Source organism: Kitasatospora aureofaciens (assembly GCF_019192735.1).
Taxonomy (GTDB): Bacteria; Actinomycetota; Actinomycetes; order Streptomycetales; family Streptomycetaceae; genus Kitasatospora; species Kitasatospora aureofaciens_A.
The window spans coordinates 165,434-188,500 of record NZ_JAHTKP010000008.1; the positions used below are offsets into that span (position 1 = coordinate 165,434).

General features: G+C 72.7%; 11 protein-coding genes and 1 pseudogene. 2 read left to right on the forward strand and 10 right to left on the reverse strand.

The window, feature by feature from the left end; translation table 11 throughout:
• Positions 1–3 precede the first annotated feature (3 nt).
• From KV557_RS11625 to KV557_RS11635, 4 genes and pseudogenes are all read right to left on the reverse strand, one after another.
• Positions 4–2,202 carry a bifunctional Gfo/Idh/MocA family oxidoreductase/class I SAM-dependent methyltransferase gene (locus KV557_RS11625; protein ID WP_218199752.1) on the reverse strand — a complete coding sequence of 733 codons (2,199 nt, stop codon included), beginning with the start codon at positions 2,200–2,202 and terminating at the stop codon, positions 4–6.
• Between the two features lie 89 nt (positions 2,203–2,291).
• The gene (locus tag KV557_RS11630) at positions 2,292–3,038 is read right to left on the reverse strand and encodes a hypothetical protein (protein ID WP_256177249.1); all 747 of its coding nucleotides are present in this window, start codon (positions 3,036–3,038) and stop codon (positions 2,292–2,294) included.
• A 54-nt stretch (positions 3,039–3,092) separates the two neighbouring features.
• Positions 3,093–3,635, reverse strand: a pseudogene (locus KV557_RS44840) (saccharopine dehydrogenase NADP-binding domain-containing protein); the annotation flags it as partial.
• Positions 3,636–3,654: 19 nt separating this feature from the next.
• Positions 3,655–11,253 carry a non-ribosomal peptide synthetase gene (locus KV557_RS11635; protein WP_308129859.1) on the reverse strand — a complete coding sequence of 2,533 codons (7,599 nt, stop codon included), beginning with the start codon at positions 11,251–11,253 and terminating at the stop codon, positions 3,655–3,657.
• A 164-nt stretch (positions 11,254–11,417) separates the two neighbouring features.
• Here KV557_RS11635 and KV557_RS11640 point away from each other — a divergent pair, with 164 nt between their 5' ends.
• Both KV557_RS11640 and KV557_RS11645 read left to right on the forward strand, forming a co-directional pair.
• Positions 11,418–12,998 carry an MFS transporter gene (locus tag KV557_RS11640; RefSeq protein ID WP_218199755.1) on the forward strand — a complete coding sequence of 527 codons (1,581 nt, stop codon included), beginning with the start codon at positions 11,418–11,420 and terminating at the stop codon, positions 12,996–12,998.
• A gap of 58 nt (positions 12,999–13,056) precedes the next feature.
• A complete protein-coding gene (locus KV557_RS11645) occupies positions 13,057–14,382 on the forward strand; it encodes a hypothetical protein (RefSeq protein WP_218199756.1) in 1,326 nt (441 codons plus the stop codon).
• Between the two features lie 27 nt (positions 14,383–14,409).
• On the opposite strand, the gene KV557_RS11650 is transcribed toward KV557_RS11645, so the two are convergent.
• From KV557_RS11650 to KV557_RS11675, 6 genes are all read right to left on the reverse strand, one after another.
• Positions 14,410–15,096 (reverse strand): DUF6304 family protein, encoded by a 687-nt coding sequence (locus KV557_RS11650; protein ID WP_218199757.1) that lies wholly within the window; start codon positions 15,094–15,096, stop codon positions 14,410–14,412.
• A gap of 79 nt (positions 15,097–15,175) precedes the next feature.
• A complete protein-coding gene (locus KV557_RS11655) occupies positions 15,176–16,027 on the reverse strand; it encodes a hypothetical protein (protein WP_218199758.1) in 852 nt (283 codons plus the stop codon).
• Between the two features lie 159 nt (positions 16,028–16,186).
• Positions 16,187–19,333, reverse strand: a complete 3,147-nt coding sequence (locus KV557_RS11660) for a S1 family peptidase (RefSeq protein WP_308129860.1) — start codon at positions 19,331–19,333, stop codon at positions 16,187–16,189.
• Between the two features lie 12 nt (positions 19,334–19,345).
• The gene (locus KV557_RS11665) at positions 19,346–19,672 is read right to left on the reverse strand and encodes a trypco2 family protein (RefSeq protein ID WP_218199760.1); all 327 of its coding nucleotides are present in this window, start codon (positions 19,670–19,672) and stop codon (positions 19,346–19,348) included.
• A gap of 131 nt (positions 19,673–19,803) precedes the next feature.
• Positions 19,804–20,553: a thioesterase II family protein gene (locus tag KV557_RS11670; RefSeq protein ID WP_218199761.1), complete on the reverse strand. Its 750-nt coding sequence runs from the start codon at positions 20,551–20,553 to the stop codon at positions 19,804–19,806.
• Positions 20,550–23,021, reverse strand: a complete 2,472-nt coding sequence (locus tag KV557_RS11675; protein WP_256177250.1) for an ABC transporter ATP-binding protein/permease — start codon at positions 23,019–23,021, stop codon at positions 20,550–20,552. Before KV557_RS11675 ends, KV557_RS11670 begins: the two co-directional genes overlap by 4 nt.
• Positions 23,022–23,067: the final 46 nt, after the last annotated feature.

The window sequence follows — 23,067 nt, forward strand, 5'->3', positions numbered from 1 at the left end:
CGCTCATTCCTGTGCGGTCCGGGCCGCGAAGAGTCGCTGCCCGAGCGGGGCGAGCGGGTGGTTCTCGGGCGGGAGGGTGCGGATCTCCCGGAGTCCCGCGCCGGTGAGGACGTCCAGCCACTGGGTGCGGGAGAGGAAGGTGGTGCCGGAGGCGAGGCGGGCGTCGTGGGCGGTGGTCATCATGAACGCCTGGGAGGTGAGGATCTCCAGATGCTCCCGGGTGGGCTCGGTGACCAGCAACCATCCGCCGGGCGTGAGGAGTTCGGCCAGGCTGCGGACGGTCGCGTCGGCGTCTCGGGCGTTGTTCAGCACCCCGGCGGCGATCACGACGTCGAACGAGCCGGGGGAGTGGCCCTGTTCGGCGGGCGGCCGGTCGATGTCGTACAGGCCGTGGCGCAGCCAGGGGAGCGCCTTGAACCGGTCCCGGGCCGGGCCGAGGAAGAACCGGGACACGTCGGTGAAGAGGTAGTCCACCCGGCCCGATCGGACCTCCGCGACCACCGCCTCGGTGGTCGCCCCCGTCCCCGCGCCGACTTCCAGTACGCGCAGCGGCCGGTCCGTGGCGGACTCGGCGAGCAGGCGGACGGCGGTGGCCACGGCGGTGTTGAGGTATCGGGCAGTGACGGTCTCCCGGTAGACGGCGTCGGCGAGTTCGGTCCTGCCTTCCGGGAAGAGCAGCAGCGCTGCCTGCTGCTCGCCGGAGAGGAGGGCGGGCAGGCGCTCGGCGTTCCGGCGGAGGTAGTCGACGAACGCGGCGCCGCCCAGGCCGTCCTTCCACAGGGCGGCGGCTTCGTCCCAGGCCTGGGTGGTGGACAGCCGGTCGGTGGTGATGCGGCCGGTGTAGTGGTCGCCGTCCCGGGTGAGGCGGCCGCGGTCGGTGAGGACGGTCAGCCAGCGGCGGACCAGGGTGTGGTGGGCGGGCGCCACGGCGGTCAGCAGTTCGTCGGCCGTGGTCGGCAGGCTGCCCGGGCTGTCGGGCAGGAGCAGCCCGCGCTGCTGGAAGGTCAGCAGCATGGAGGCGAGCACCGCCTCGTCCAGCGCGTGGACGAAGGCCGCCGTCCGGTCGGCGGTGACGTGGTGGGCCTGCGGTTCGGCGGCGTCGGCGGCGCTTCGGACGAGATCGTCGAGGGTAGGGATCTTCAACTCCGTTGCGGGCAGCGGCTTGTGGCTCTGGCCAGGGCGCAGCAGCGGATAGCCGAGGCGGGTGGTGACGTCCTGCCACAGCCGCGCGAGCGTCAGGTGGTACTGCTCGGGCCGCTCGGCGTCCGGCGCGCCGAAGGTCGCGGCCCGCAGCGCGAGCAGGTCCGCGCCGATGGCGGCGGGCCAGTCCCGGCTCAGCGCATCCCGGTAGCACGGCGGCTCGGCGGGGCCGAGGACGGTCGTCGTGGGTTCGTCGAGGTGGGCGGTGCCCGGTCCGTCGAAGTCGAAGCCGTCCTTCACCGCGTCCGGGATGTGCAGCCGAGGGCTCCACAGCACCGGGCCGTGCGGGTCGCTGAGCGTGAGGCTGCCCGCGGCCGTGCCGAGGGTGATCCGGTGGAGGAGGTGGATGTGGTTGTCCGGGTCGTCCGGATCCACCTCGTTCTGCACCCGCAGGGTGGCCGGCACCCCGCCGACCGTCCCGCTGAGCAGCCCGAAGGGGCCCTGTGTGCCCTGCAGTTGATCCATGCTCCACGGCCGCAGGGCCCCGCCCAACGCTTCCCCGAGCAGATGGACGAGCGGGAACGCGACCTGCACCGAACAGGCGGCATCCAGGTACAGCGCGGGCCGCCGCGCCAGCAGCCGACGCGCCGCCCCGACGAACTGCCGGACGGCAGGCAGCCGCACATAGAGATCCCCGAGCCGGTACCGCACACCCTGACGCCGGGCCTCGCGCAGGCAGGCGGCGAGGTCGTCGTGGTGCACGGGCTGCTCCTGGAGCACGTGGATCCGCCGCTTCAGCAGCCGCAGCGCCAAATCCGTCCCGGCTCCGCCCATCACGCCGGAGCGGACGACGACGCAGGCGAGGTCGATGTCGCCCGGCAACGCGTCCGGATCGGTGAACAGCGGCACCCCGAAGCGCCGGGCGCACGCCACCGACCGCTCCCCGCCGCGCGCCAGTACCCCGGCGATCTCGAACTCGTCGGGCAGCGCGGCGAGCGCGGCCAGGTAGAACTGGCCGAACGTCGTCCCACACACCACCACCCGCAGCCGTCGTGCGGTCACTGGTCCTCCTCGTTGTTCTGGTCCACGGCGTATTCGCCAGGTGATGGGCACGCCGTACGGGTGTGCCGTCGGGGCCGGCGCTCGGCGGGTCACAGCGCGCCCTCCTCGACGACGGACAGCTCGGCGATGCCCGCCTCGGCCACCGACAGCGCGACGCCCGGCACCTCGCGCAGCCGCCGGACGGCCACCACCGGGTCCAGCACGGCGTCCGCCAGGTGCACACCCGGCGGGACCTCGCCACGCAACACCGCCAGTGCGGCCACCGCCGTGACGGCGCCCGTCAGTTCGGCGATCCCGGGCGCCCGCAGCACCGCCGTCCGGCTCACCGGCCGCCCGGCCGCGACGCCGTCCAACTGGGCCAGCAGCACGGCGTACGGGTTGCGCCCGGCGACGTCCAGTGCGGTCGCCCGGCACAGTGCCGCGACCGCCTCCGCCCGACTGAGCGCGCGGGCCGCGTCCAGGGCAGCTGGCAAGTGCTCGCCGTCCAACGCGGTGTACCACCGACCGTCGTGCAGCCCGAGGTCGCGGGCCAACTGCTCGCCCTCGGCGTCCAGGTAGGGCACGGCCGTGACCGGACGCGGCAGATACGGCAGCCGGAGCCCAGCCGCGCGGGCCATTGCACCCGGCCGGCGGGCGCCCTCGACCCAGGCTGCCGACGGCTCACTGTCGGAGCCGAGGACGCCGTGCAGGTAGTCCTCGGCGCCGGTCGCGGTGAAGGCGTCCAACACGGCCGCGTAGGAGGTCAGGCCGCGCACCGCGTCGAACCCCTGCCGGGCCAGCCAGCGCGGCAGCACCCCGGACAGCCCGGGCAACGCGCCAGCTGCGAACACAGCCACCCGCGTGTGGTGCCCCGGTCTGAGCGAGCCGACTCCATCGGCCGTTCCCGCATCCACGTACGGCACCCCGGCCGCCAGAGCGGCCCGCGCCACCCGGACGGCCGTCCGGTGCGACGGGCCGGCACAGTGCACGACGAGCGAGCACCCATCGACGAACGCCACCAGTGACGCCTCATCGGCAACGTCCACCCGCACCGCCCGGGCCCCCGCGCCCACCCCCGCCGCAACCCGTGCCGCCCGGTCGACGTCCCGCCCCCCGATCCGCAACGGCCCGACCCCCCACCCCGCCAGCACCCGCACAGCCTGAGCACCGACGGCGCCATAACCCCCGATGACGCCGATCACGCGGTACCTCCGTTCGCTCTCGTCTGCCGGGCGGGTTCGGTGCGAGCCCAGGCAAAATATGTCGGTCGGTCTACAGATTTCTGCTGGCGCGGCGGGACCGGCGGCGCAGGAAGTCGACCAGGCCGACTTCTTGCGTGCGGGATCGGCGCGTCGTGTGTGGGCGGGGTGGAATATGCCGGCCGGTCTACATATTTGCCCCGGGGCGATGGAGCGGGGTGCGCGACAAGTCGACGGGTCCGACTTCCTGCGCACCGGCCGCCGAGGGCGCCGGTCACAGCGTGCCCTCCTCGGCGTCGGCGAGGTGCGCGAGTTCGTCGGCGATCGCGGCGGCGACCTGGGCGAGGCTGGGGCCGGCGAAGATGCGGCGGAGGGGGAGCTCGATGCCGTAGCGGCGCTGGACTTGGGTGAGGAAGCGGGTGGCGAGGAGGCTGTCGCCGCCGAGTTCGAAGAAGCCGCGGCGGCGGCCGATCACCGGCTTCTCCAGCAGCTCCCTCCACATCTCGGCGAGTTCGCACTCCAGCTCGCCCTCGGGCGGCTCGTCCGTTCCGTCCTCGTCGCCGCTGCCGGCCAGGGCGGCGGCGACGGCGCGGCGGTCGACCTTGCCGTTGGCGCTGAGGGACAGCCAGGGCAGGACCTCGATCCGCTCCGGGACCATCGGGGACGGCAGCAGGTCCGTCAGGTGGGCGAGCAGTGCGTCCGGATGAGGGTCCTGGGTGGTCGACGGGCGTTCGGCCCACACCAGGTCGAGGAACGAGCCGGACACCGCCCGGTGCCCCGTCGCCTCCAGTCCGGCGCGGGCGAACAGCGCGGCCCAGCGTGCCGCGGGCAGGGTGGGCGAGCCGGCCAGCCGCCGTTCCCGGTCGAAGCCCTCGTAGCCGCGGTCGAGCAGCCCCGCGGTGAGCAGCGCGATCGGCGTCAGCTCGGCCCGTTCGACGGCGAGCAACCGCCCACCCGGCCGGGCGAGCAGGGCGGCGAGGGCCGGTCCGTGCTCCGGCTCGGGGTAGCGGTGGAGCACGTTGGCGGCGAGCACCACGTCGAAGCGGTGGCGCAGGTCGTCAGGGACGACGGGCGAGGCCAGCAGGCGGCACGAGGTGTCGTGCGGCTGCGCCTCCAGCCGCCGGGCGGCCGTGGCGAGCAGGCCGGGCGCGGTGTCGAGGAGCGTGTAGCGCACCTGCTCCGGGCCGAGCAGGCCGAGCAGGTGTTCGGCGGTGCGGCCGTCCCGTCCGTTCAGTTCCACGAGGTCGACCGGGCGTCCCAAGTCGCGAGCAAGGCCGGCCAGTTGTGCTGCGATCGCGGCCAGCGCAGGCCCGTTGCCCGGGTCGTGGGCAGCCAGGCTCGCCGGGGCGAGTACGTGGTCGTCGAGCAGCACCACCGGGTCGAGTCGGCCCGCCAGGACCTGCAGGTAGTCGTCGGTGCGCTCCAGCAGCCGCCGGTGTGCCCGTCCGATGAGCCGGCTGTTCGGGCCCGGCTCCCGGCCGAGGGCGGCGGGCAGTTCGGGCCCGGCCCGGTACGCGTCGCCGTCCTCCGCCAGGACCTTCTGCTCGACGAGCAGCCCCAGCCACAGCCGCAGCACACGTCGGTGCTCCGCCACCACACCCAGTCGGGCGACGAGATCCTCGAACCGCCATGCCGACCCGTCCGCCAGCAGGTCCAGCCGCAGCAGCCACGCCAGGACCGCGGTCGCCGCTTCCGCCTCCTCCCTCCGGGCGGAAGCCCGCGCCGCCGCGACGTCCACCGGCACCTCGGCACCCAAAAGCATCTCGGCACCACCAGGCACCTCGCCGGAAGGCGTGCCCACCGGCACGACGCCCGCCACGAGCCGCCGCCCGCCGCCCTCACCCACGACGGCGGCAACCGCCTGGCCGACCCCGGGCCCGGACCGGAGCGCGGCCTCGATCTCACCGAGCTCGATCCGGTGCCCGCGCAGCTTGACCTGCTGGTCGGCCCGGCCGAGGAACTCCAGCGTGCCGTCCGGCCGGTACCGCCCGAGGTCCCCGGTGCGGTACCAACGCCCGCCCGCGAACTCGACGAACCGCTGCGCCGTCAGCTCCGGCGCGCCCCGGTATCCGCGCGCCACGCCCGCGCCGCCGATCCACAGCTCGCCGGGCACGCGGTCCGGGCAGTCCCGTCCGAGCGGGTCGACGACCCGGAAGCGCTGGCCGCGCAGGGGCCGGCCGTAGGGGATGGACCGCCAGGCGGGGTCAACGGCCCGTACCTCGAACGAGTTGGACCAGATCGCCGCCTCCGTCGCCCCGCCGAGCGCGATCAACCGGCAGTCCGGCAGCAGCGCCGCGAGCCGGCCGGGGAGGTCGAGCCCGACCCAGTCGCCGGAGAGCAGTGCCAGCCGCAGCGGCTCGGGGGCGGCGTCGGCCTCGGCGACGGTGAGCAGCATGTCGAGCAGCGCGGGTACGGTGTTCCACACCGTCACCTGGTGCCGCCGCACCAGCTCCAGCCAGCGGCGGGCGTCGCGCCGGTCCTCCTCGTCGATCAGCACCACCGCCCCGCCGACCGACAGCGGGCCGAAGAGGTCGAACACGGACAGGTCGAAGTCCAGCGCGGACACCGCCAGCACCCGGTCGTCCGCGCCCACCTCGAACCGTTCGCAGACGTCGTCGACGGTGTTGGCCGCCGCCCGGTGGGTGATCTCGACGCCCTTGGGTTCGCCGGTCGAGCCCGACGTGAAGATGATGTACGCCAGGTCGTCCGGACGAGAGTCGGCCACCGATGCCGGAGCCGTGCGCTCCGCCTCCCGCAGGACGTCCGCGTCCACCGTCAGCCGCGCTCCCGCAGCGGCGAGGATCCGCTCGCGCCGCGCCACCGGCTGGTCCACCCCGACCGGCAGGTAGGCCGCGCCCGTCGCCAGCACGCCGAGGACGGCCGCCACTTGCTCCGGCCCCTTCGGCAGCGGCACCGCCACCACGTCGCCGGGCCCGGCGCCCCGCGCCCGCAGCACGGCCGCCACCCGCAGCGCCCGCTCGGCGAGCGAGCCGTACGTCAGCGACGCCCCCTCGCCCCACACCAGTGCGGTGCGCCCCGGCTGCTCGGCCGCGCGGCGGAAGAACGCGGCGTGCAGCACGCGGTCCCCGGCGGCCTCGCCGGTGGAGTTCACCCGTGCACGGACGGCGAGTTGGCCGGCGGGCAGCAGGTCGGGCACGGGCTTGAGCCAGTCGTCGTCGGCGAGCCGGTCGACGAGCTGCCGGTAGGCCGCGAACATCGCGTCCACCAGCCCGGCCGGGAAGAGCTCCTCGACGACGTCCCAGGTGAGCCGGACACCGCCGTCGGAGGTCTCGGTCACCTGGTGGTCCAGCCAGACCTGCGGGGTCTGCGAGACGCCCCAGACCGGTTCGCTGAACGGCCCGTCCGCCGGTTCCCCGCCCACGCCGAGGGCGCTGGTGAACACCACGGGCATGGTGGTCCCGGGTTCGCCGTTGTGCCGGGCGAGTTCGCGCAGCACCTCGACGGCGGACAGCGCGCGGTGGTCCAGCCCGCGCCACAGCTCGCGCTGCACGCGGCGGGCGGCGGCCAGCCAGGTCTCGCCGGGCTCGGGACGGGCGGGCACCAGCACCAGGGAGGTGAAGTCGCCCATCACCAGGCCGATGTCGGGGTGGACGTCCCGGCGGTCGAACAGGGTGAGGTTGACGGTGAGGTCCGGCCGGGCGCTCCAGCGGCCCAGCACCTCGGCGAACGCGGCCAGCAGCACCGCCGACGCCGTCAGGCCGTGCTCGCGTGCCCGCTCGGTGACCGGGCGCCAGCGCGCGGCCGGGATCCGGGCCTCCCGGCGGGTGAACCGGGGCCGGACGACCTCCACCGGGTCGACGGCCAGCGGCAGTTGCGGCCCGGGCGGCAGCGCCGGCACCTGCTCCGCCCAGTACGCGCGGGCGGCGCCCAGCTCCTGCGCCGAAGGGCCGGCGCCGAGCACGTAGTCGCGGAACGAGACGTCCACGGGCGGGAGTTCGACGTCCGGACGGTCGTAGAGCGCACCGAGTTCGGTGTAGAAGCGCAGGATGCTGAGCGCGTCGAGCACCAGGTTGTCCATGCCGATGCCGAGCCGCGTCACCCCGCCCGCGCGGACGGCGGTGATGGCGAACAGCGGCCAGCGGCCCGGGTCGAAGACCCGGTGCGAGGCGCGCTCGCGCAGCTCGGCGAACGCGGCTCCGGGGTCGCCGCCAGCCTCTGGATCGCCCGCGGCCTCGGCCACCGTGAGGGTGAAGCGGGGCACCTCGGCCAGGATGCGCTGCTCACCGCTCTCGTCGACGACGGCGCGCAGCATCTCGTGCCGGGCGATCAGCCGGTTGACGGCCTCCTCCAGGCGGGCCGGGTCGAGGTCCGGGACGTCGTACTCGCGGTAGTAGTGGCAGCCGGTGCCGCCGAGCGTGAACCCCTCGTCGCGGCCCAGCCAGTAGGCGCGCTGCACCTCGGTGAGCGGGAACGGCTCGTGGCGGCGGTCCGGATCGGCGCGCAGCGGGGCCTCCGAGGGCGGAAGATCCGCCGTGCGCAGGGTGGCCGCGAAGTCAGCGAGGACGGGATGGGCGAACAGGTCGGAGAGGCGCGTGCCCGCGAACCCGTCCGCGCGCAGCCGCCCGACGAGGCGGGTGGCGAGCAGGCTGTCGCCGCCGAGGGCGAAGAAGTCGTGCTCCCGGCCGACGTTCGCGATGCCGAGGACGTCGGCCCAGGCCGCTGCCGCGCGCCGCTCGGTGTCGCCGGCGGGCGGGGTGACCGGGGCGGCGCCGGGCAGTTCGGCGGTGGCCAGCACCCGGCGCAGCAGGGCCCGGTCCACCTTGCCGTTGGGCGTGAGCGGCAGGCCGGGCAGGACGGCGATCCGCTCGGGCAGCATGGCAGCGGGCAGCCGCTCGGCGAGGTGGGCGCGTAGGGCGGCAGTGTTCAGTTCGGCGCCCTCGCGGAGCGCACCGAGCGTCGCCAACGCCGGCCAGTCGGCGGACTGTTGCCTCCGCTGCTCGGTGACGGCGGCAGCGAGTCGCCCGTCCTCGCCTACCACGGCGATGCCTTGGCCGACGCCGGGGAAGGCGGTCAACGCGGCCTCGATCTCGCCGAGTTCGATCCGGTGGCCGCGCACCTTGACCTGATGGTCGGCCCGGCCGAGGAACTCCAGGGTGCCGTCCGGCCGGTAGCGGGCGCGGTCGCCGGTGCGGTACCAGCGCAGGCCGTCGTACTCGGTGAACCGGTCGGCGGTGCGCGCCGGATCGCCGCGGTAACCGCGGGCGACGCCGGCGCCGCCGATCCACAGCTCGCCGGGCACGTGGTCGGGGCAGTCGCGGCCGAGCGGGTCGACCACCCGGCAGGCGACGCCCGCGAGCGGGGTGCCGTACGGGATGGACGTCCACGACGCCGGCACGTCGTGGACCTCGCACAGCGTGGAGTGGATGGCGGTCTCGGTGGTGCCGCCGAGCGCCGCGAACCGGCAGTCGGGGGCGACGGCCGCGAGCCGGGCCGGGAGGTCGGGCGGCACCCAGTCGCCGCCGAGCAGCACGGCCTTGAGCGACGGGAGCGGCCGGTCGGCGGCGGTGACCAGCATGTCCAGCAGGGCGGGCACGCAGTTGATGATCGTGGCGGCGTGACTGATCGTCAGATCGGTCCAGACGGTGGCGTCCCGGCGGTCCTGCTCCTCGACGCAGACCACGGCGCCGCCGGCCGACAGCGGGCCGAAGATGTCGTACACCGAGAGGTCGAAGTCCAGCGCGGAGAGCGCCAGCGTACGGTCCGAAGTATCCAGAGCAAAGCGGCGGTTGAGGTCCTCGACGGTGTTCGCGGCGGCGGCGTGGGTGAGTTCGACGCCCTTGGGCTCGCCGGTGGAGCCGGAGGTGTAGATGATGTACGCGAGTTCGTCGCCGTCCCCGTCTCGGGACGCCGCCAGCGGAACGGTATCCGCGGGGACGGTGATGTCGTCCACGACCAGCCGGACCCCCGCCGACCGGTGGATCCGCTCCCGGCGTGCGGCGGGCTGGTCGATGCCGAGCGGCAGGTAGGCGGCGCCGGTGGCGAGCACCGAGAGCACAGCCACGACCTGGTCGGGGCCCTTCGGCAGGGTGACGGCCACCAAGTCGCCCGGGCCGGCGCCCTGCGCGCTCAGATGCCCGGCCAACTCCAGGGCTCGGTCGGCGAGTTCACCGTACGAGAGGACGCCATTGGCGCCCCAGAGCAGGGCGGGGGAGTGCGGGTAGGCCGCCGCGCGGGCGAAGAAGGCGTCGTGCAGCCGGGCATCGGAGCGGGGCGCCGCGGTGGCGTTCACCCGTGCGCGGACGGTGAGTTGGGAGGCGGGAAGCAGCGCGGGCACCGGCGTGGACCACGCGTCCTCGTCGCCGAGCAGCCGGTCCAGCAGCCGCCCGTACGCCGCGAACATCGCGTCCAGCACCCCGGGTGCGAAGGCGTCCTCCCGGGCGTCCCAGTTGACCAGCAGCCCGTCGCCGATCTCCGTGACCTGGGCGTCCAGCCACACCTGCGGGCCCTGCGAGATGATCCAGGAGGCTTCCCCGAAGGCCTCCCGGACGGCGGGCGAGAAGAGTTCGCCGAGGCCGAGTGCGCTGGTGTAGACGACCGGCGCCAGCACCTGCTCGCCGTGCAGGCGGGAGAGGTCGCGCAGGACCTCGACCCCGGAGTGCCCGGCGTGAGCGGCGTCCGCGTGGAAGCGCTGCTGGAGGCGGCCGGCCCGCTCGGCGAACGTCCCGGGCGTGCCGCCGTTCCAGGCGAGCAGCACGGAGGAGGTGAAGTCGCCCACCAGATCATCGACTTCGGGGTGGAGCGGGGCGCGGTCGAAGAGCGGGAGGTTGAGCAGGAACTCCGGCTCGGCGCTGAACGCGGTCAGCGTCTCGGCGAACACGGCCGCCAGTGCCATGGCCGGGGTCAGGCCGTGCCGCCGTGCCAGGCTCTCGAAGCGGCGCAGCTCGGCGAGGTCGAGCAGGCGGTGGCGGCGTATGACGGTGGTGGCTTCGCCCGGGTGCGCGTTGACGGGGAGCCGGGGCGCGGCGGGCAGTGCGGGCAGACGGGCCTGCCAGTGGGCGCGGTCGGCCTCCCGGGCGGCCGGGTCGGTGGCGGCGGCGCGGTCGGCGAGGTACTGCGGGTAGCTGTAGCCGGGGGCGGCCGACAGGAGGCCCGGGGCGGCGTAGGCGCCGGCGAGGTCGGCGAGCAGCACGCGCAGGCTGAGTGCGTCGGCGGCGACCATGTCCAGGTTGACGTGCATCCGGGTGCCGCCGGGGCGGATCGCGTCGGGGAGCAGCGTGAGCCGGACGTCCAGCACCTCGCCGTTGGCGATGTCCAGGGTGCGGTGCGAGAGGCGGCGGCGCAGTTCCGCGAGTTCCGCCTCGGCCTCGGCGGCACTCCGCTCGCGAAGGTCGTGGACGCGCAGGCCGGGCCAGGCGGACTCGGCGGCGATCCGCTGCCGGCCGTCGTCGAGGATGTGCACGCGGAGCATCCCGTGCCGGGCGAACACGGCCCGGACGGCGGCCTCCAGGCGGTCCGGGGCGACGCCCTCGCCGTCGAACTCGTGGTAGAAGTGCGCGGCCACGCCGCCGAGTTGCTGCCCGTCGGCCCGCCCGACCCAGTAGGCGTGCTGCATCAGGGCGAGGTCGAAGGGCGCGGACTCGTCGACGGCGGTGCCGGCGTGACGGACCGGGGCGGTGCCGGTCCGGTCGAGGAGGCCGCGCCAGGCGGCGAGGGTGGGTTGCGAGGCGAGGTCGGCGAAGCCCACGTCGGCGCCGGTGCGCGTGAGCCGCCCGGCCAGTCGCATCATCGTCAGCGAGTCGAGTCCGAGCTCGATCAGGTTGGCGTTCTCGGCGATCGACTCGGCGGCCACGCCGAGCAGTTCGCCGACCGCCGTGGCCAGGTCGTCGGCGTTCGCCGCGCGGTCCTGCGACACGTGGGGTTCCTCCCTTGGGCATGGCGAGGCCATGGGTGGGCGTGGCGGGGCACGGGTCTGATGTGGCTCCCCGCGGTGTGTTCATCATTAATAGCATTGAAAACCATTTCCATCTAGTGCTAGCGTCGCGGTTGTCTCCAGCGGACCGCCGGGAAGGGGTGGACATGACTGACGCAACGTCAGAAGCAGTTGTCGATAAGGAGAACGGTGGCGAGGCGGCACCTCCGGACGTCCGTTCCGCCCGGACCTGGACAACTGCCGTCACCTCGCTCGCCGCCGCGATGATGACCCTCGACATCACCGTCGTGAACGTCGCGATGCCCAGGATCGGCGCCGACCTGGACGCCTCCCTCGACTCCCTGCAGTGGATCGTCAACGCCTACACCCTGTCGTTCGCCGCCCTCCTCCTCACCGCCGGCTCGGTCTCGGACCGGATCGGCCGCAAGCGGATCTTCCTGGCCGGCACGGCCGTCTTCACGGTCGCCTCCGCCGCCTGCGCCCTGGCCCCCGGCGCCGGCGTGCTGATCGCCGCCCGTGCCGTCCAGGGCGCCGGCGGGGCCATGGTCCTCGGCACCTCGCTCGCCCTCATCGCCGGCGCGTACGAAGGCGCGCCGACCCGTGCCCGTACCGGCGCCATCGGCCTCTACACGGCCGGTGCCGCCGTCTCCGCCGCCCTCGGGCCGCTGGTCGGCGGAGCCATCACCGAGTGGCTGAGCTGGCCCTGGCTCTTCGCCGTCAACGTGCCCGTGGGCGTGCTGATCCTCGTCGGCGCCGTCCGCAAGGTCCCCGAGAGCGTCGACCCGGTCGCCTCCGGACGCGTCGACAAGGCGGGCGCGGTACTCGCCGTCCTCGCCCTGTTCGCGCTCAACTACGGGCTGCTGACCGGCGCCGAGCACGGCTGGTCCCGCCTCGACGTGACCGGCACGCTCGCCGCCGGCGCCGTCCTCACCACCGCCTTCGCCCTCCTCCAGTGGCGCCTCGGCGAGCGAGCCATGCTCGACCCGCGGCTGTTCGCCATCCCCACCTTCAGCGGCGCCGTGCTGCTCAGCTTCGCCGCCCGGATCTTCAGCTTCGGCCTGCTGCCGTTCCTCACCCTGTGGCTCGGCGGCATGCTCGGCCTGTCCCCGTTCCGGATCGGCCTCGTGCTGCTCGCCCAGTCCGTCGCCCTGCTGCTCGCGGCGCCGGTGGGCATGATGCTCGCCAAGAAGCTCCGCGTGTCGGTCGTACTGGCGCTCGGCATGGTGCTGGTGGCCGCCGGGATGTTCAGCGCCACCGGCATCGGCCCGGCGGACGACTGGACGGCCGTCCTGCCGATGCTGCTCCTGCTCGGCGCCGGTGCCGGCCTCACCCTCCCGCACCTGCTCGACCTCGCCGTCGGCGTCGTCCCCGCCGCACGGGCGGGCACCGCCTCCGGGGCGGCCAACAGCTTCTTCCCGCTCGGTACGGCCGTCGGCGTCGCGCTCTTCGGCGTTGTGCTGAGCAGCCACGTGGACAGCGCTCTCACTCCGGCCGTCCTAGGGATCCCGGCCGCCGACGTGGGCCACGTCCACGAGCTGGTGACGGCCGGCCAGTTCGACGCCATGGCCGCGCCCTACGAGGGCGCGACCCGTGACCACGTCCTCGCCCTGGCCCACACCGCCTACACCGACGCCCTGTCCTCGATCTTCCTCATCGCCGGCACCGCCGCGCTCGTGGCCGCGGCCGCCAGCCTGGTCCTCGTCCGACGACAGGACGGGCGCGCGTAGCTGCTACGGCCTGGGCTTCCGCGATCACCTGTCGGTGGGCGGGTACAGAATGGCGATCATGACCCGGACGCTGACCCTGCCCCTGATCATCCCCGCCTCGCTCGTGGACGCCCACCGCCTCGACCTCACCGCCGACGGGTGGGGGTTCGCGACGCACCACGCCGTGGCAACGGCCTCCGGCGACACGTACGCGATGTCCACGGTGCGGCGCTACAGCTGGGCCCCCGGCGCGACGGACCCCGCCGAGCGGAACTTCGACCACCGGGTCATCACTCGGTACGCCCCCGACGGGACGCCCACCGCCACCGCCCTGTTCGGGCACCCGCGGCCGGACGGCACGCCGTGGGCGATCGTGGACGGGGACAAGGACAACCTGGCGGTCCTTCCGGACGGGACGATCGCGATCAGCTCGACGCCGGGGAGCACCCACCTGATCTCCCCGGACCTGAGCCAGGTCCTCGCCTCCTGGCGGATGCCCTGGGGCTGGGAGGAGCAGAAGGCGAGGACGGGCGACCCCTTCGCCGCGTCGATCGCCGTCACGCCCTCCGGCCGGCTGCTGTGCATGACGTCCGAGTACGGGCTGAGCAACTGGTCCGGGGCGCGCCCCAACATCGTCGCCGTCTCCGAGCCCGGCAGCGGCCTCGCCCCCGGCGCCAAGGCCCCGCTGCGGGCGCTCGCGACCCTCGACGCGCGTACCGCCCGGCAGACCGAAGCCGACCGGTACCCCCATGTCCTGTTCCGGGGCGCGCCGGTGTGGCGGGACAACCGCCCCTCGCCCTCGCTGACGGAGCTCCTGTCGGAGCTGACCGGGACGTCCGGCAGCCTGTGCAGGTACGAGGACTCCACGATGACCCGGCCCGCGGCGCTGCGCGACGACCTGTTCGTCGTCCCGGTCTTCGGAAAGCTCTACCGCTCCACCAACCTGGGCCAGGAGTTCAGCTTCGCGCTCCTCGACGATCAGGGCGTGGTGCGGGGCCGCCTGGAGGGGCTGGACCGGAGGAAAGACAGCCCGTTCACCGGCTTCGACTTCACCGTGGTGGCAGACCCGCACCGGGGGAGGGCCTTCCACCTCAACCGCTACGGCCTGTACGCCTGGACCGCCGAAGGGCAGCTGCGCTCCCGGCTGTCCACCGAGGACAAGCCGTTCAAGCCCCTCAAGCACTTCGCCCTGCTGGAGTGCACGCCCGCCGGCGAGCTCCTGCTCTGCCACCGCAAGCAGCACCTGCTGCTCCGTGTCCCGGTGCCGGACGACCTCGGCACCCTGCCCGCCGCCGTGGAGGCCGCCCTGAAGGGGTACGGGCCCGGGCGCAACGCGCTGAAGAAGCAGTACGCTCCGGTGGACTGGCACTGGGTGGACAACTCCGCTGAGGTGCACCACCTCTGAGGCCCAGGACCCGGGGGGCGGCCGCGCCTATCCTCGGTAGCCGGTGCCCGGGCGGCGGGGTTCGAACTCCGGGCAGTGGAAGGTCTCCTGGGTGAATCCGGTCCGGTGGTCCCAGATGGCGAGGAGGCCGGGTTTGCCGCTGACCGTGCGGTAGGTGTCCTTGCTGTCGCGGAAGCAGGCCATGGAGCCCATGAAGCCCGAGCCGGCCGGGGAGTAGTCCGAGTGCGCGCAGGTGATGCAGGCCAGGATGCGGACGCCGGGCGGCAGTTGGCGCCGGAGGTCGAGGAGCGCGTCCTCCATGTCCTCCCAGGGGGCGGCGGTCTCGACCGTCCCGCCGTCGGGGAGGTCGAGCCGGAGGGTGACGTGCAGGGCGTCGAGGCCGCCGGAGGGGCCGGGGTCGCCGAGGACCACGCGACCGTGCAGGGTGGCCGGGAGGCGCCCGCCGTCCGGGCCGGCGACCTGGAGGGGCGTGCTCCACTCGATGGTGCAGGAGCACAGTTCGTCGAGGCGGGTCAGGTCGGGCGGCAGCCCGTCCTCGTCGAGCCGGCCGGCGAGTTCGAGCGCGTCGAGGCTGGATCCCTCGAAGCGGTTGCCCCGCAGGAGGAGGGAGAAGGTCTGCCCGTCATTGACGAGGACGGTGTCGACCCGCCCCCACCGGTCGGTGACCACGGCCGGCAGACGCAGCGGCGGATCGTATCTCAACTCGCTTGGCATGGAGCAAGTATGGGCCGCCTAGCGAGGAGATGACCCCGCGGTGGCCCGAAGCCGTCGCACGGCGGTGGCGAGTCGGTGCTCAGGCGCTACCGCTGTCGTCGGTTTGCGGAGGGCGGTCGTCGATCACAATTCGGACCCTGGTGGTATTGACCTGAGAAGGGGTGGCCTCGCCGATGCCGCTGGCGACACGATTGTAGTACGTCGACGCGAGCGCACGATCCTCACGCGAGGCCCTTCGCGAGCGAGCGGTGGTGTGCAAAGCGCTGAGGACAGCGATCAGGGTTCGACCAGACACGGTCACGTTGGTCTGGTCGTCGTCGCCTCCGCGGGCGGCGATCCCGGGCACCCGGAAATGAGAGTTCTGGGCAGCCTGTTCCACGATGAACGCCCACGTGTCCCGATGGCAGGCAACGTCGGCGGCACCGACCCCCGCGGCACGTTCCAGTAGGGCGCCGAGAGTTCGCTGCTCACCAGGTGACGGCTCCGGGCCCGCCGACTCATGGCCGTCGGGGGTGGGTTCCTCATGTCCGACGGTGGGTGGGTGCGCGTTTGTGGCGTTACGGTGGGGATCGGCTGTGAAAGCCGACGCGCCGAGTTGCGCTCCTGCCATGTCGACGGTCTGCGTCCTTGCTTCTGCGGGTCGACGCCGTGCCGCCTCGAGCTCAAGTCGAAGAGACTCCACCTCGCGGTGGGCTTCGGTGATGCTCTTGTGGGCGTCATTGAGTTCTCGACGGAGCTCGCGCAGCTCGCTGCGGAGATCCTGCAGTCCGCTGTCCAGCCCAGTGCCGAATTGTTGCCGTAGTTCGGCGTGAAGGGTGCGGAGCTCGGCTTGGGCTGAGCGCTGCTCCTGCCCGAATTCAGTTCGAATCAGGGCAAGTTCGTCGGCAAGCCAGCGGGGTCGCTCGTTGAGGGAACTGCGGAAGATGCCCATGCCTGACTCTCCTTCGATCCATAGTGCTCCGCTGTCAAAGAATCGTTGAACCGCCGATGCCGATGAGGCGGATCTCCTGGCACTGACCGGATTGCCACGCTGGTGGGCCGAAAGGTGTTTGGGTGCGCCTGCAATGGCGCCAGCTGGATCACACCGTTCCTACCGTCGCGGCTCGTACGGGGAACCCGTCATCAACTTGCCGAGAGTGACGGTCCATCGGGTCATTGATCCCGGATCGGAGGATGCAGCGTGAGTGACGACTACCGGACCGACCTGGGGGCGGGCGCTGAGGATGCGCTTAAGCTCGTGGGCAGCATCGGCTGTGGGCCGGTGGCTACTGAGGATCAGCCGCGGTCGCCAGAGCCTGTTCAAGGGCTCGAGTAGACGCGCATCGCGGGGATGTTCAACACCGAGCGACTGAAGCGCGGAGCGGGCTTCGGCCGCGTGGGCGGAGGCGGCCGCGAGCGCATCCTCAAGGGAAGCGTGCGGGGTTGAAGGGGCATCAGTGGAGAAGCCTGTGGTGTGCGCGATCGGCCGGTCACCAATGGGTCTCGTGGCGAGTTCGAAGGCCAGGCAGCCCAAGATGGATCGCGCGCGGTTGATGGGGCCGTCGAGCTGAATCATCCCGATCTGTTCGAGATCGGCGAATGTGATCGTTCCGTCGGGTGCCCAGCCGAGATGTACCAGAGCCGGATAAGGATCCGATGACGAGTGGGCTCCGGATTCTGGCGGCAGCGCCTGATCGGCGGGGCAGTGCCACACGCTGTTGGAGCTTTCCGAGTGGAATGGTGCAATGGCGGGAGATTCGGAGGAGAGGTTGAGCTTCACGGAGGCGTCCACGCCGATGAGAAGGGTGTTGAGGGCGGGAAGGGAGCGTCCGGATCGGCGCGCCTCGTCTGCGAGGCACCGTAGGACGCGATTCATCCTCTCCTTCTGGCGGGGGCTGATGACTGCGCCGCTCGCGAACAGGAACCAGGCGGGAATCGGCTTTCGCGAGCCGGGGTGAGCTTGTGGTGGCAGGAGAACAGCGAGGTATTTTCGATCGGAGGCCCCAGGGGCATTGGCGTCGCTTTGGGGGGAGGAACCGGCCGGCTGTTGTGCCTCGTCCGACGGATCGGGCTCCGGCACGGGGCCGATCGATTGAAGGCCAGTCAGCTGGCTTGTTCCAGAGGAGGCCCTGAGTTGCCCCAGGAGACGGTCGATTCGGCGATGTTGATCACCGGCTTCATCGCCATTACTGCTCGTGGTGGGGACCGCAGCGGACTTGAGCGCGGTCAGCCAGGTGATCGCCTGCGCGGACGGGAGCTCGGCGGTGACATCGACAGCCTTGCGGAGGAGTGTGACCGCCCCCCTGGCGACTGCGCGTGCGGTTCTGTCCGCAAGCTGGGGCTGGTGAGTGGAGGCCCGCGCGAGGGCGGTCAGAGCATGCTGTTGCTGAGCCTCGGAGAGAGCGGCATCGGGGAGAACATGTACGACAAGCTCGTTGTCACTCTCGCGGTCGGCCAGGACGATGAGTTCGGCGGCCAGGATATCGGGGCTCATCGCTCCCCAACGAGCGCCGTCCGTTGCAGGGTAGAGGTCCGCGAGCATCTGTTCGAGACGTCGAGTGAGCTCGGGGTCCGGAGGCGTGGGGGAGTCGAAGTCCCGTTCGTGGAAGCGAAGTGCCACCATCACGGCGTTCAATGCGTTTCGGCGCTTCTCGGCTCCCACGATGCGCTGAACTGCGACGAGTTGTCGTAGGAGCTCATGCGTGCGAAAGGCGCCGTCCAGACCGTGTGATCGAACGCTGTGTCGCCAGTAGCGACTCTCGTGGGTCAGCAGGACGTCGACCGGTCGGACCGCGTCCACAATCGAGATGTCACTGCCCTCCAGAACACGGGCAAGGGCCGTCATGTGGATGGACACGATGACTTCGTCGACAACTGCCGCGGAAGGGTCGTCGGGCGGCGGCTCTGTCGCCTGAACTGAGCTGCTGTCGCTGTGACTTGATGGCACATACTCAAGCGCCGCGAGGTGGGTGATACGGCTACGAAAGGCCTGGGCCGCAATCTCTGTGCTCTCCGGGCTGCCGATACGATCGTGCAGCGCGAACGGACCCAGCTGCACCTCTGTGCCTCGCTCCATGACCGTGGAGCCCTGCCATTGCATCTCGAGATCTGTCCACCATCTCTGCGTAGTCCTCGCCAGCAGCAGCACCCGGACTTTGTCGTACGCATGGCGTGCCTCGGTGAAGAGGTTGAGCACCTGCTCGACCTGGTCCAGACGAGTCTCGGCGTAGTCGACCACCAGCAGAAGCGGGCGGAGATTCGTCTTAAGCGATTCAAGCTCCGCGCCTGCCCGCTGCACATCGGACAGAAAACCCGCCGTCCACGGCGATCGTCGGCTGGTCATGCGCCGCGTCAGTTCGGTGGCGAGTCGAGTCTTTCCCACGCCGCCGGGACCGAAGACCACCGACACGTCGACGACCCGGCTGCTGGTGCACCAGGAGGTGAGGTGGGCGATCTCCTTTCCTCTGCCAGTGAACGGGACGACCTCGGCCTGTGGCGAGAGCAGGTATGAGGGCGATAGGCGCGGAATAGGCGGTTCGTGGAAGTGGACGCTCTGGTCTGCGGACTCCAGGCGTGGCGCGACACCAGTGTGCTCCGTCACCAAGGCCGTGAAGTCGGTGCGTGCGAGGAGACGCCGGATCGGCAGCGCCCAGAGGGTTTGCCCCCGATAGGCTTCCGGTACCGCCAGGATCAGACCGACAAGGATGTCGTGGCAGAACAGTCCTGCTCCCGACAGGCCGCTCCAGCCCATCGCGCCGCTGATGTCGCGGGGCAGTGCATTCGAGACGTCGAGGTCGTACTTCGACGCGTTGAGACCGGTTACGGGGCTGACCCGACCAATGACTTCGCGGTTGTCGTGGACGACTGCGCGGGTCCCGTCTGCCTGAACGGCCTGGTGCTGCATGGCCCGAGGAAAACCGACGGCCGAGCACTCCGGGTGGACTCTCGGACTCGAACAGGTCAGCTCACCCCACCTCGCCGGTGCGAGGTCGCGACCGAGTCGGCCGGGATCTGCTCGTAACAACACGGCATCGAGCTCCCGGTCGCCGGCCCAGGTGACCTCCATCGGGTGCTCCTGCTGATCACGCAGGACCTTCACCCGCACCTGTGCGCCGATGGGCCCGGTTGAGCTGTCGCCCGCTCTCGAAACGACGTGCCATGCGGTCAGAACCAACCCTGGGGCGATCAAGGTGCCGGACCCGTACCTACCTTCGGGGCCGAGCACCTGTACGGTCCTCGGCCAGCTCGGTGCCCCCACTCTCGTGGCCGGTTACTCGAACAGGCTCTCGCTGACCGTGCTCCCGAAGTCCGAGGCATGTCCGTTGATCAGCACCTCGTCCGCGCCGGAGACCTCCAGATTGACCGTCAACCGGTGGGCACGCAACTTGGACCACTCTCCCTTCGTATCGGTGGAGACGACAAACGCCTTCACCCCGCCCGAGGCCGCCCCGCTCGCGCGGATTTCGATCGCGAGATCCAGCGTGACCTCCTTGACGTTGAACCGGATCGCCGCCCCGTCGCCTTCCGCCTGGGCGGCGGCGAGGCCTGCCCGAACCGCCTTGAGCGCCTCAGCGAGCTCAGTTCCGTTCTGCACCACGAAGCCTCCCCTGGGGATATCCCTGCGACTCAGTGTGTGACAGTGGGAAGCCTCGCCGCAGGCTTTCTCGCGTTTTCCGCGAGTAGCGAAGATGGCGGCTGTTATTCGGAAACGCCCTTGAGGGCTTCAGCTCAACGATCGGCGGGTGTGCGGAGGCGGTCAAGGACGGCGGAGATGACGGCGGCCGGTTGGTCGGAGAGGTAGAAGTGCCCGCCGGGGAAGCTCTGGAGTTCGAAGCCGGCGTCCGTCCAGTCGGCCCAGCCGGCGGCCTCCTCGGGGGTGAGCTCGTGGTCGTCCGTGCCGATGAAGGCGGCGACCGGGCAAGGGAGTTGGGCCCGGGGGAGGTTGGTGTACGTCTCGATCAGGCGGTAGTCGCCGCGGACGGCGGGGAGCGCCAGCGCCCGGAGTTCGGGGATGGCCAGCAGGTCGGCGTTCGTGCCGCCGAGGCGGGTGAGTTCGGCGCAGAGGGCGTCGTCGTCGAGGAGGTGGACGGTCCCGCCATGGTGGAACTGCGGCGCCTCCCGGGCGGATGCGAACAGGTGGACGGGCGGGCGGTGGCCGCGGCGCATGAGGTGCAGGATCAGTTCGTGGCCGACGGTCGCACCCATGCTGTGCCCGAACACCGCCCACGGCCGGTCGAGCAGCGGTGCGACGGCGGCTGCGAGCCCGGCGACGAGGGTGGGCAGGTCGTCGGGGAGCGGCTCGTGGAGGCGGTCCGCCCGGCCGGGCGGGCAGGCAGCCAGCAGCTCGACGTCGGGCGGCAGCAGGGCGGCCCACGGGCGGTAGAGGCCGGCCGAGCCGCCGGCGTGCGGGAGGCAGAGCAGCCGGAGCGCGGCAGCCGGGCGCGGCTGGGGGCGGCGGAGCCAACGGGTGGTGGTCATGGGTGCGGTGTCCTGGTGGGAGCGGGTTCGGGCAGGGCGGGTACGGCGGTGAGGAGTTGGGCGGTGACCGGATCGGCCGGGTGGGCGAGGACGTCCGCGACCTCGCCGGTCTCGCGGACGGTGCCGTCGGCGAGGACCGCGATCCGGCCGCCGAGGCGGGCCGGGACGGTGAGGTCGTGGGTGACGACGACGAGGGCGACGTCCAGCTCCCGGCGCAGCTCGTCGAGGAGGGCGAGGACGGTGGCGGCGGTGGGCGGGTCGAGGGCGCTGGTGGCCTCGTCGCAGAGGAGGACGTCCGGCCCGGCCGCCAGGGCGCGGGCCAGCGCCACCCGCTGGCGCTGGCCGCCGGAGAGGCCCGCGGGCAGGCGCTCGGCGTGTTCACCGCTCAGCCCGACGCGGTCCAGCAGCCGGTGCACCTCGGCCCGGACGTCGGCCGGGCCGAGGTCGGGCCGGTGGAGCCGCAGCGGGCGGGCGACCGCCGCGCCCACCGGGTGGCGCGGGTTGAGCGAGTCCTGCGGGTCCTGGGGGACGAGCTGGAGGCGGCGCAGCTGCGCCCGGCTGCGATCCCGGACGGCCGGGGGGACGGCGGCGCCGGCAAGCCGGAGCTCCCCGGACCAGTCCCCGTGGAGGCCGGTGAGGCAGCGCAGCAGGGTGGTCTTGCCGCCGCCGGACGGGCCGACGACGCTCAGGCAGTCGCCGGGCGCGACGACGAGGTCGATGCCGTCCAGGACGATCGCCCGGCCGCGCCGGGCGGTGAGGCCGGCCAGTTCGAGGACGGGCTCGGCGACCCGGGGGAGCGCCTTGGGTGCGGCCGTGACGCGGACCGCCTCGACCAGCCGTCGCCCGGCCGCACTGGCCGGTCGGGCCAACACCTCGGCTACCGGCCCCCGTTCGACGATCCGTCCGTCCGCCAGGACGGCGACCTCGTCGGCGACCTCGGCCACCTGGGCGAGGTCGTGGGCGACGAGCAGGATCGCCGGGCCGCCGTCGGCGCGCAGCTGCCGCAGGTCGGCGAGGAGGCCTGCGGCGGTGGCGGGGTCGAGCGCGCTGGTGGGCTCGTCGAGGACGAGCAGGTCCGGCCGGTGGGCGAGCGCGGCGGCGAGGGCGACGCGCTGCCGCTGGCCGCCCGACAGCTGGTGCGGCAGGCGCCGCCGGAAGGCCGGATCGTCCGGCAGTCGGGCCAATCGGAGGGCGGCTGCTACGAGTTCGGGACGGTCGCTGCGCGGTACGGCACGCGCCCGCAGGAACTCGCCGACCAGGTCGGCGACCCGCAGCGTGGGCGCGAGCGAGGTGCGCGGATCCTGCGGGACGTACCCGGCGTGGCGTCCGCGCAGCGCGCGCAGGGCGCGTTCGCGCAGGCCGAGGACGGACTGCCCGGCGAGGCGGACCGTGCCCCCGGCGACCGCCAGCCCGGGGCGGACCTCCCCGAGGGCGGCCAGTGCGAGCGTGGTCTTGCCGCTGCCGGACGCCCCGACCAGGGCGAGGATCCGGCCGGGTGCGAGGTCCAGGTCGACGCGGTCGAGCACTGTGCTCCCGCTTTCCGCCCGGACGGTCAACTCCCGTACGGAGAGCGCGGAATCGCCGGATTCGGGCGCAGTGGGCTCGGGTTCAGCAGCGAGCTGAACCGCGCGCCGTCGAACCGCCACCCCCGGAAATGCGCTGTCCACGAGCAGGTTGACGGTCAGCAGCAGCACCAGCAGCGCGGCCGCCGGGACGGCGACCGCGAGGGGCTGGAGCGACAGTCCGTCCCGGTTTTCGAGGATCATCAACCCCCAGTCGGCGTCCGGAGGTTGTGCGCCGTACCCGAGGAAGGACGCGGTGGAGACGATGAACACCGCCCCGACGAACCGGACCCCGGCGTCCGCCGTGAGGACGGGCGCCGCGTTGGGCAGCACCTCGCGCACCAGGACGTACCAGGTGCGCTCCCCGCGTGCCAACGAGGCTTCCACGTAGTCGTGTTGCAGGGCCTGGAGCGTGCACGCCCGGACCACCCGGATGATCTCCGGGAACAGCACTACGGCCGCCGCCGCCCCGACCCCGAGGCTGCCGCGCCCGGTGGCCACGACCGTGACGCTGAGCAGCAGGAAGGCGGGCAGGCTGAGCAGCACGTCGGCGCCCCGGAGCACCCAGGCGTCGAGCCGCCCGCCGCGCAGGGCGGCGGTCATGCCGACGACGGCGCCGCCCAGGTAGGCGGCGCCCAGCGCGCCGAGCGAGAGCAGCACCAACGAGCGCCCGCCGTGCAGGAATCGGCTGAGCAGGTCGGCCCCGAGGTGGTCGGTGCCGAGCGGGGCGGCCCCGCCGGCGGGGCCGTACGGCAGGTCGAGGACCTCGCCGGGGCCGTGCGGGGCGAGGGCGGGCCCGGCCAGGGCGAGCAGGACGGTGGCGGCGAGCACGCCCCCGGCCGCCCAGGCCCGCAGCCGCCGCCGCTTCGGAACAGCGGCGCGAACGGTGGCTCGAACGGTGGTCAACGCGCCCTCCTGGCGGCGGGGTTGAGGACGATGGCGGCCAGCGCGG

Bases quoted from the DNA above. Each gene is read 5' to 3' on its own strand.
- KV557_RS11650 (WP_218199757.1), bottom strand. From the start codon at position 15,096: ATGCCAAGCGAGTTGAGATACGATCCGCCGCTGCGTCTGCCGGCCGTG.
- KV557_RS11640 (WP_218199755.1), top strand. From the start codon at position 11,418: ATGACTGACGCAACGTCAGAAGCAGTTGTCGATAAGGAGAACGGTGGC.
- KV557_RS11655 (WP_218199758.1), bottom strand. From the start codon at position 16,027: ATGGGCATCTTCCGCAGTTCCCTCAACGAGCGACCCCGCTGGCTTGCC.
- KV557_RS11645 (WP_218199756.1), top strand. From the start codon at position 13,057: ATGACCCGGACGCTGACCCTGCCCCTGATCATCCCCGCCTCGCTCGTG.
- KV557_RS11670 (WP_218199761.1), bottom strand. From the start codon at position 20,553: ATGACCACCACCCGTTGGCTCCGCCGCCCCCAGCCGCGCCCGGCTGCC.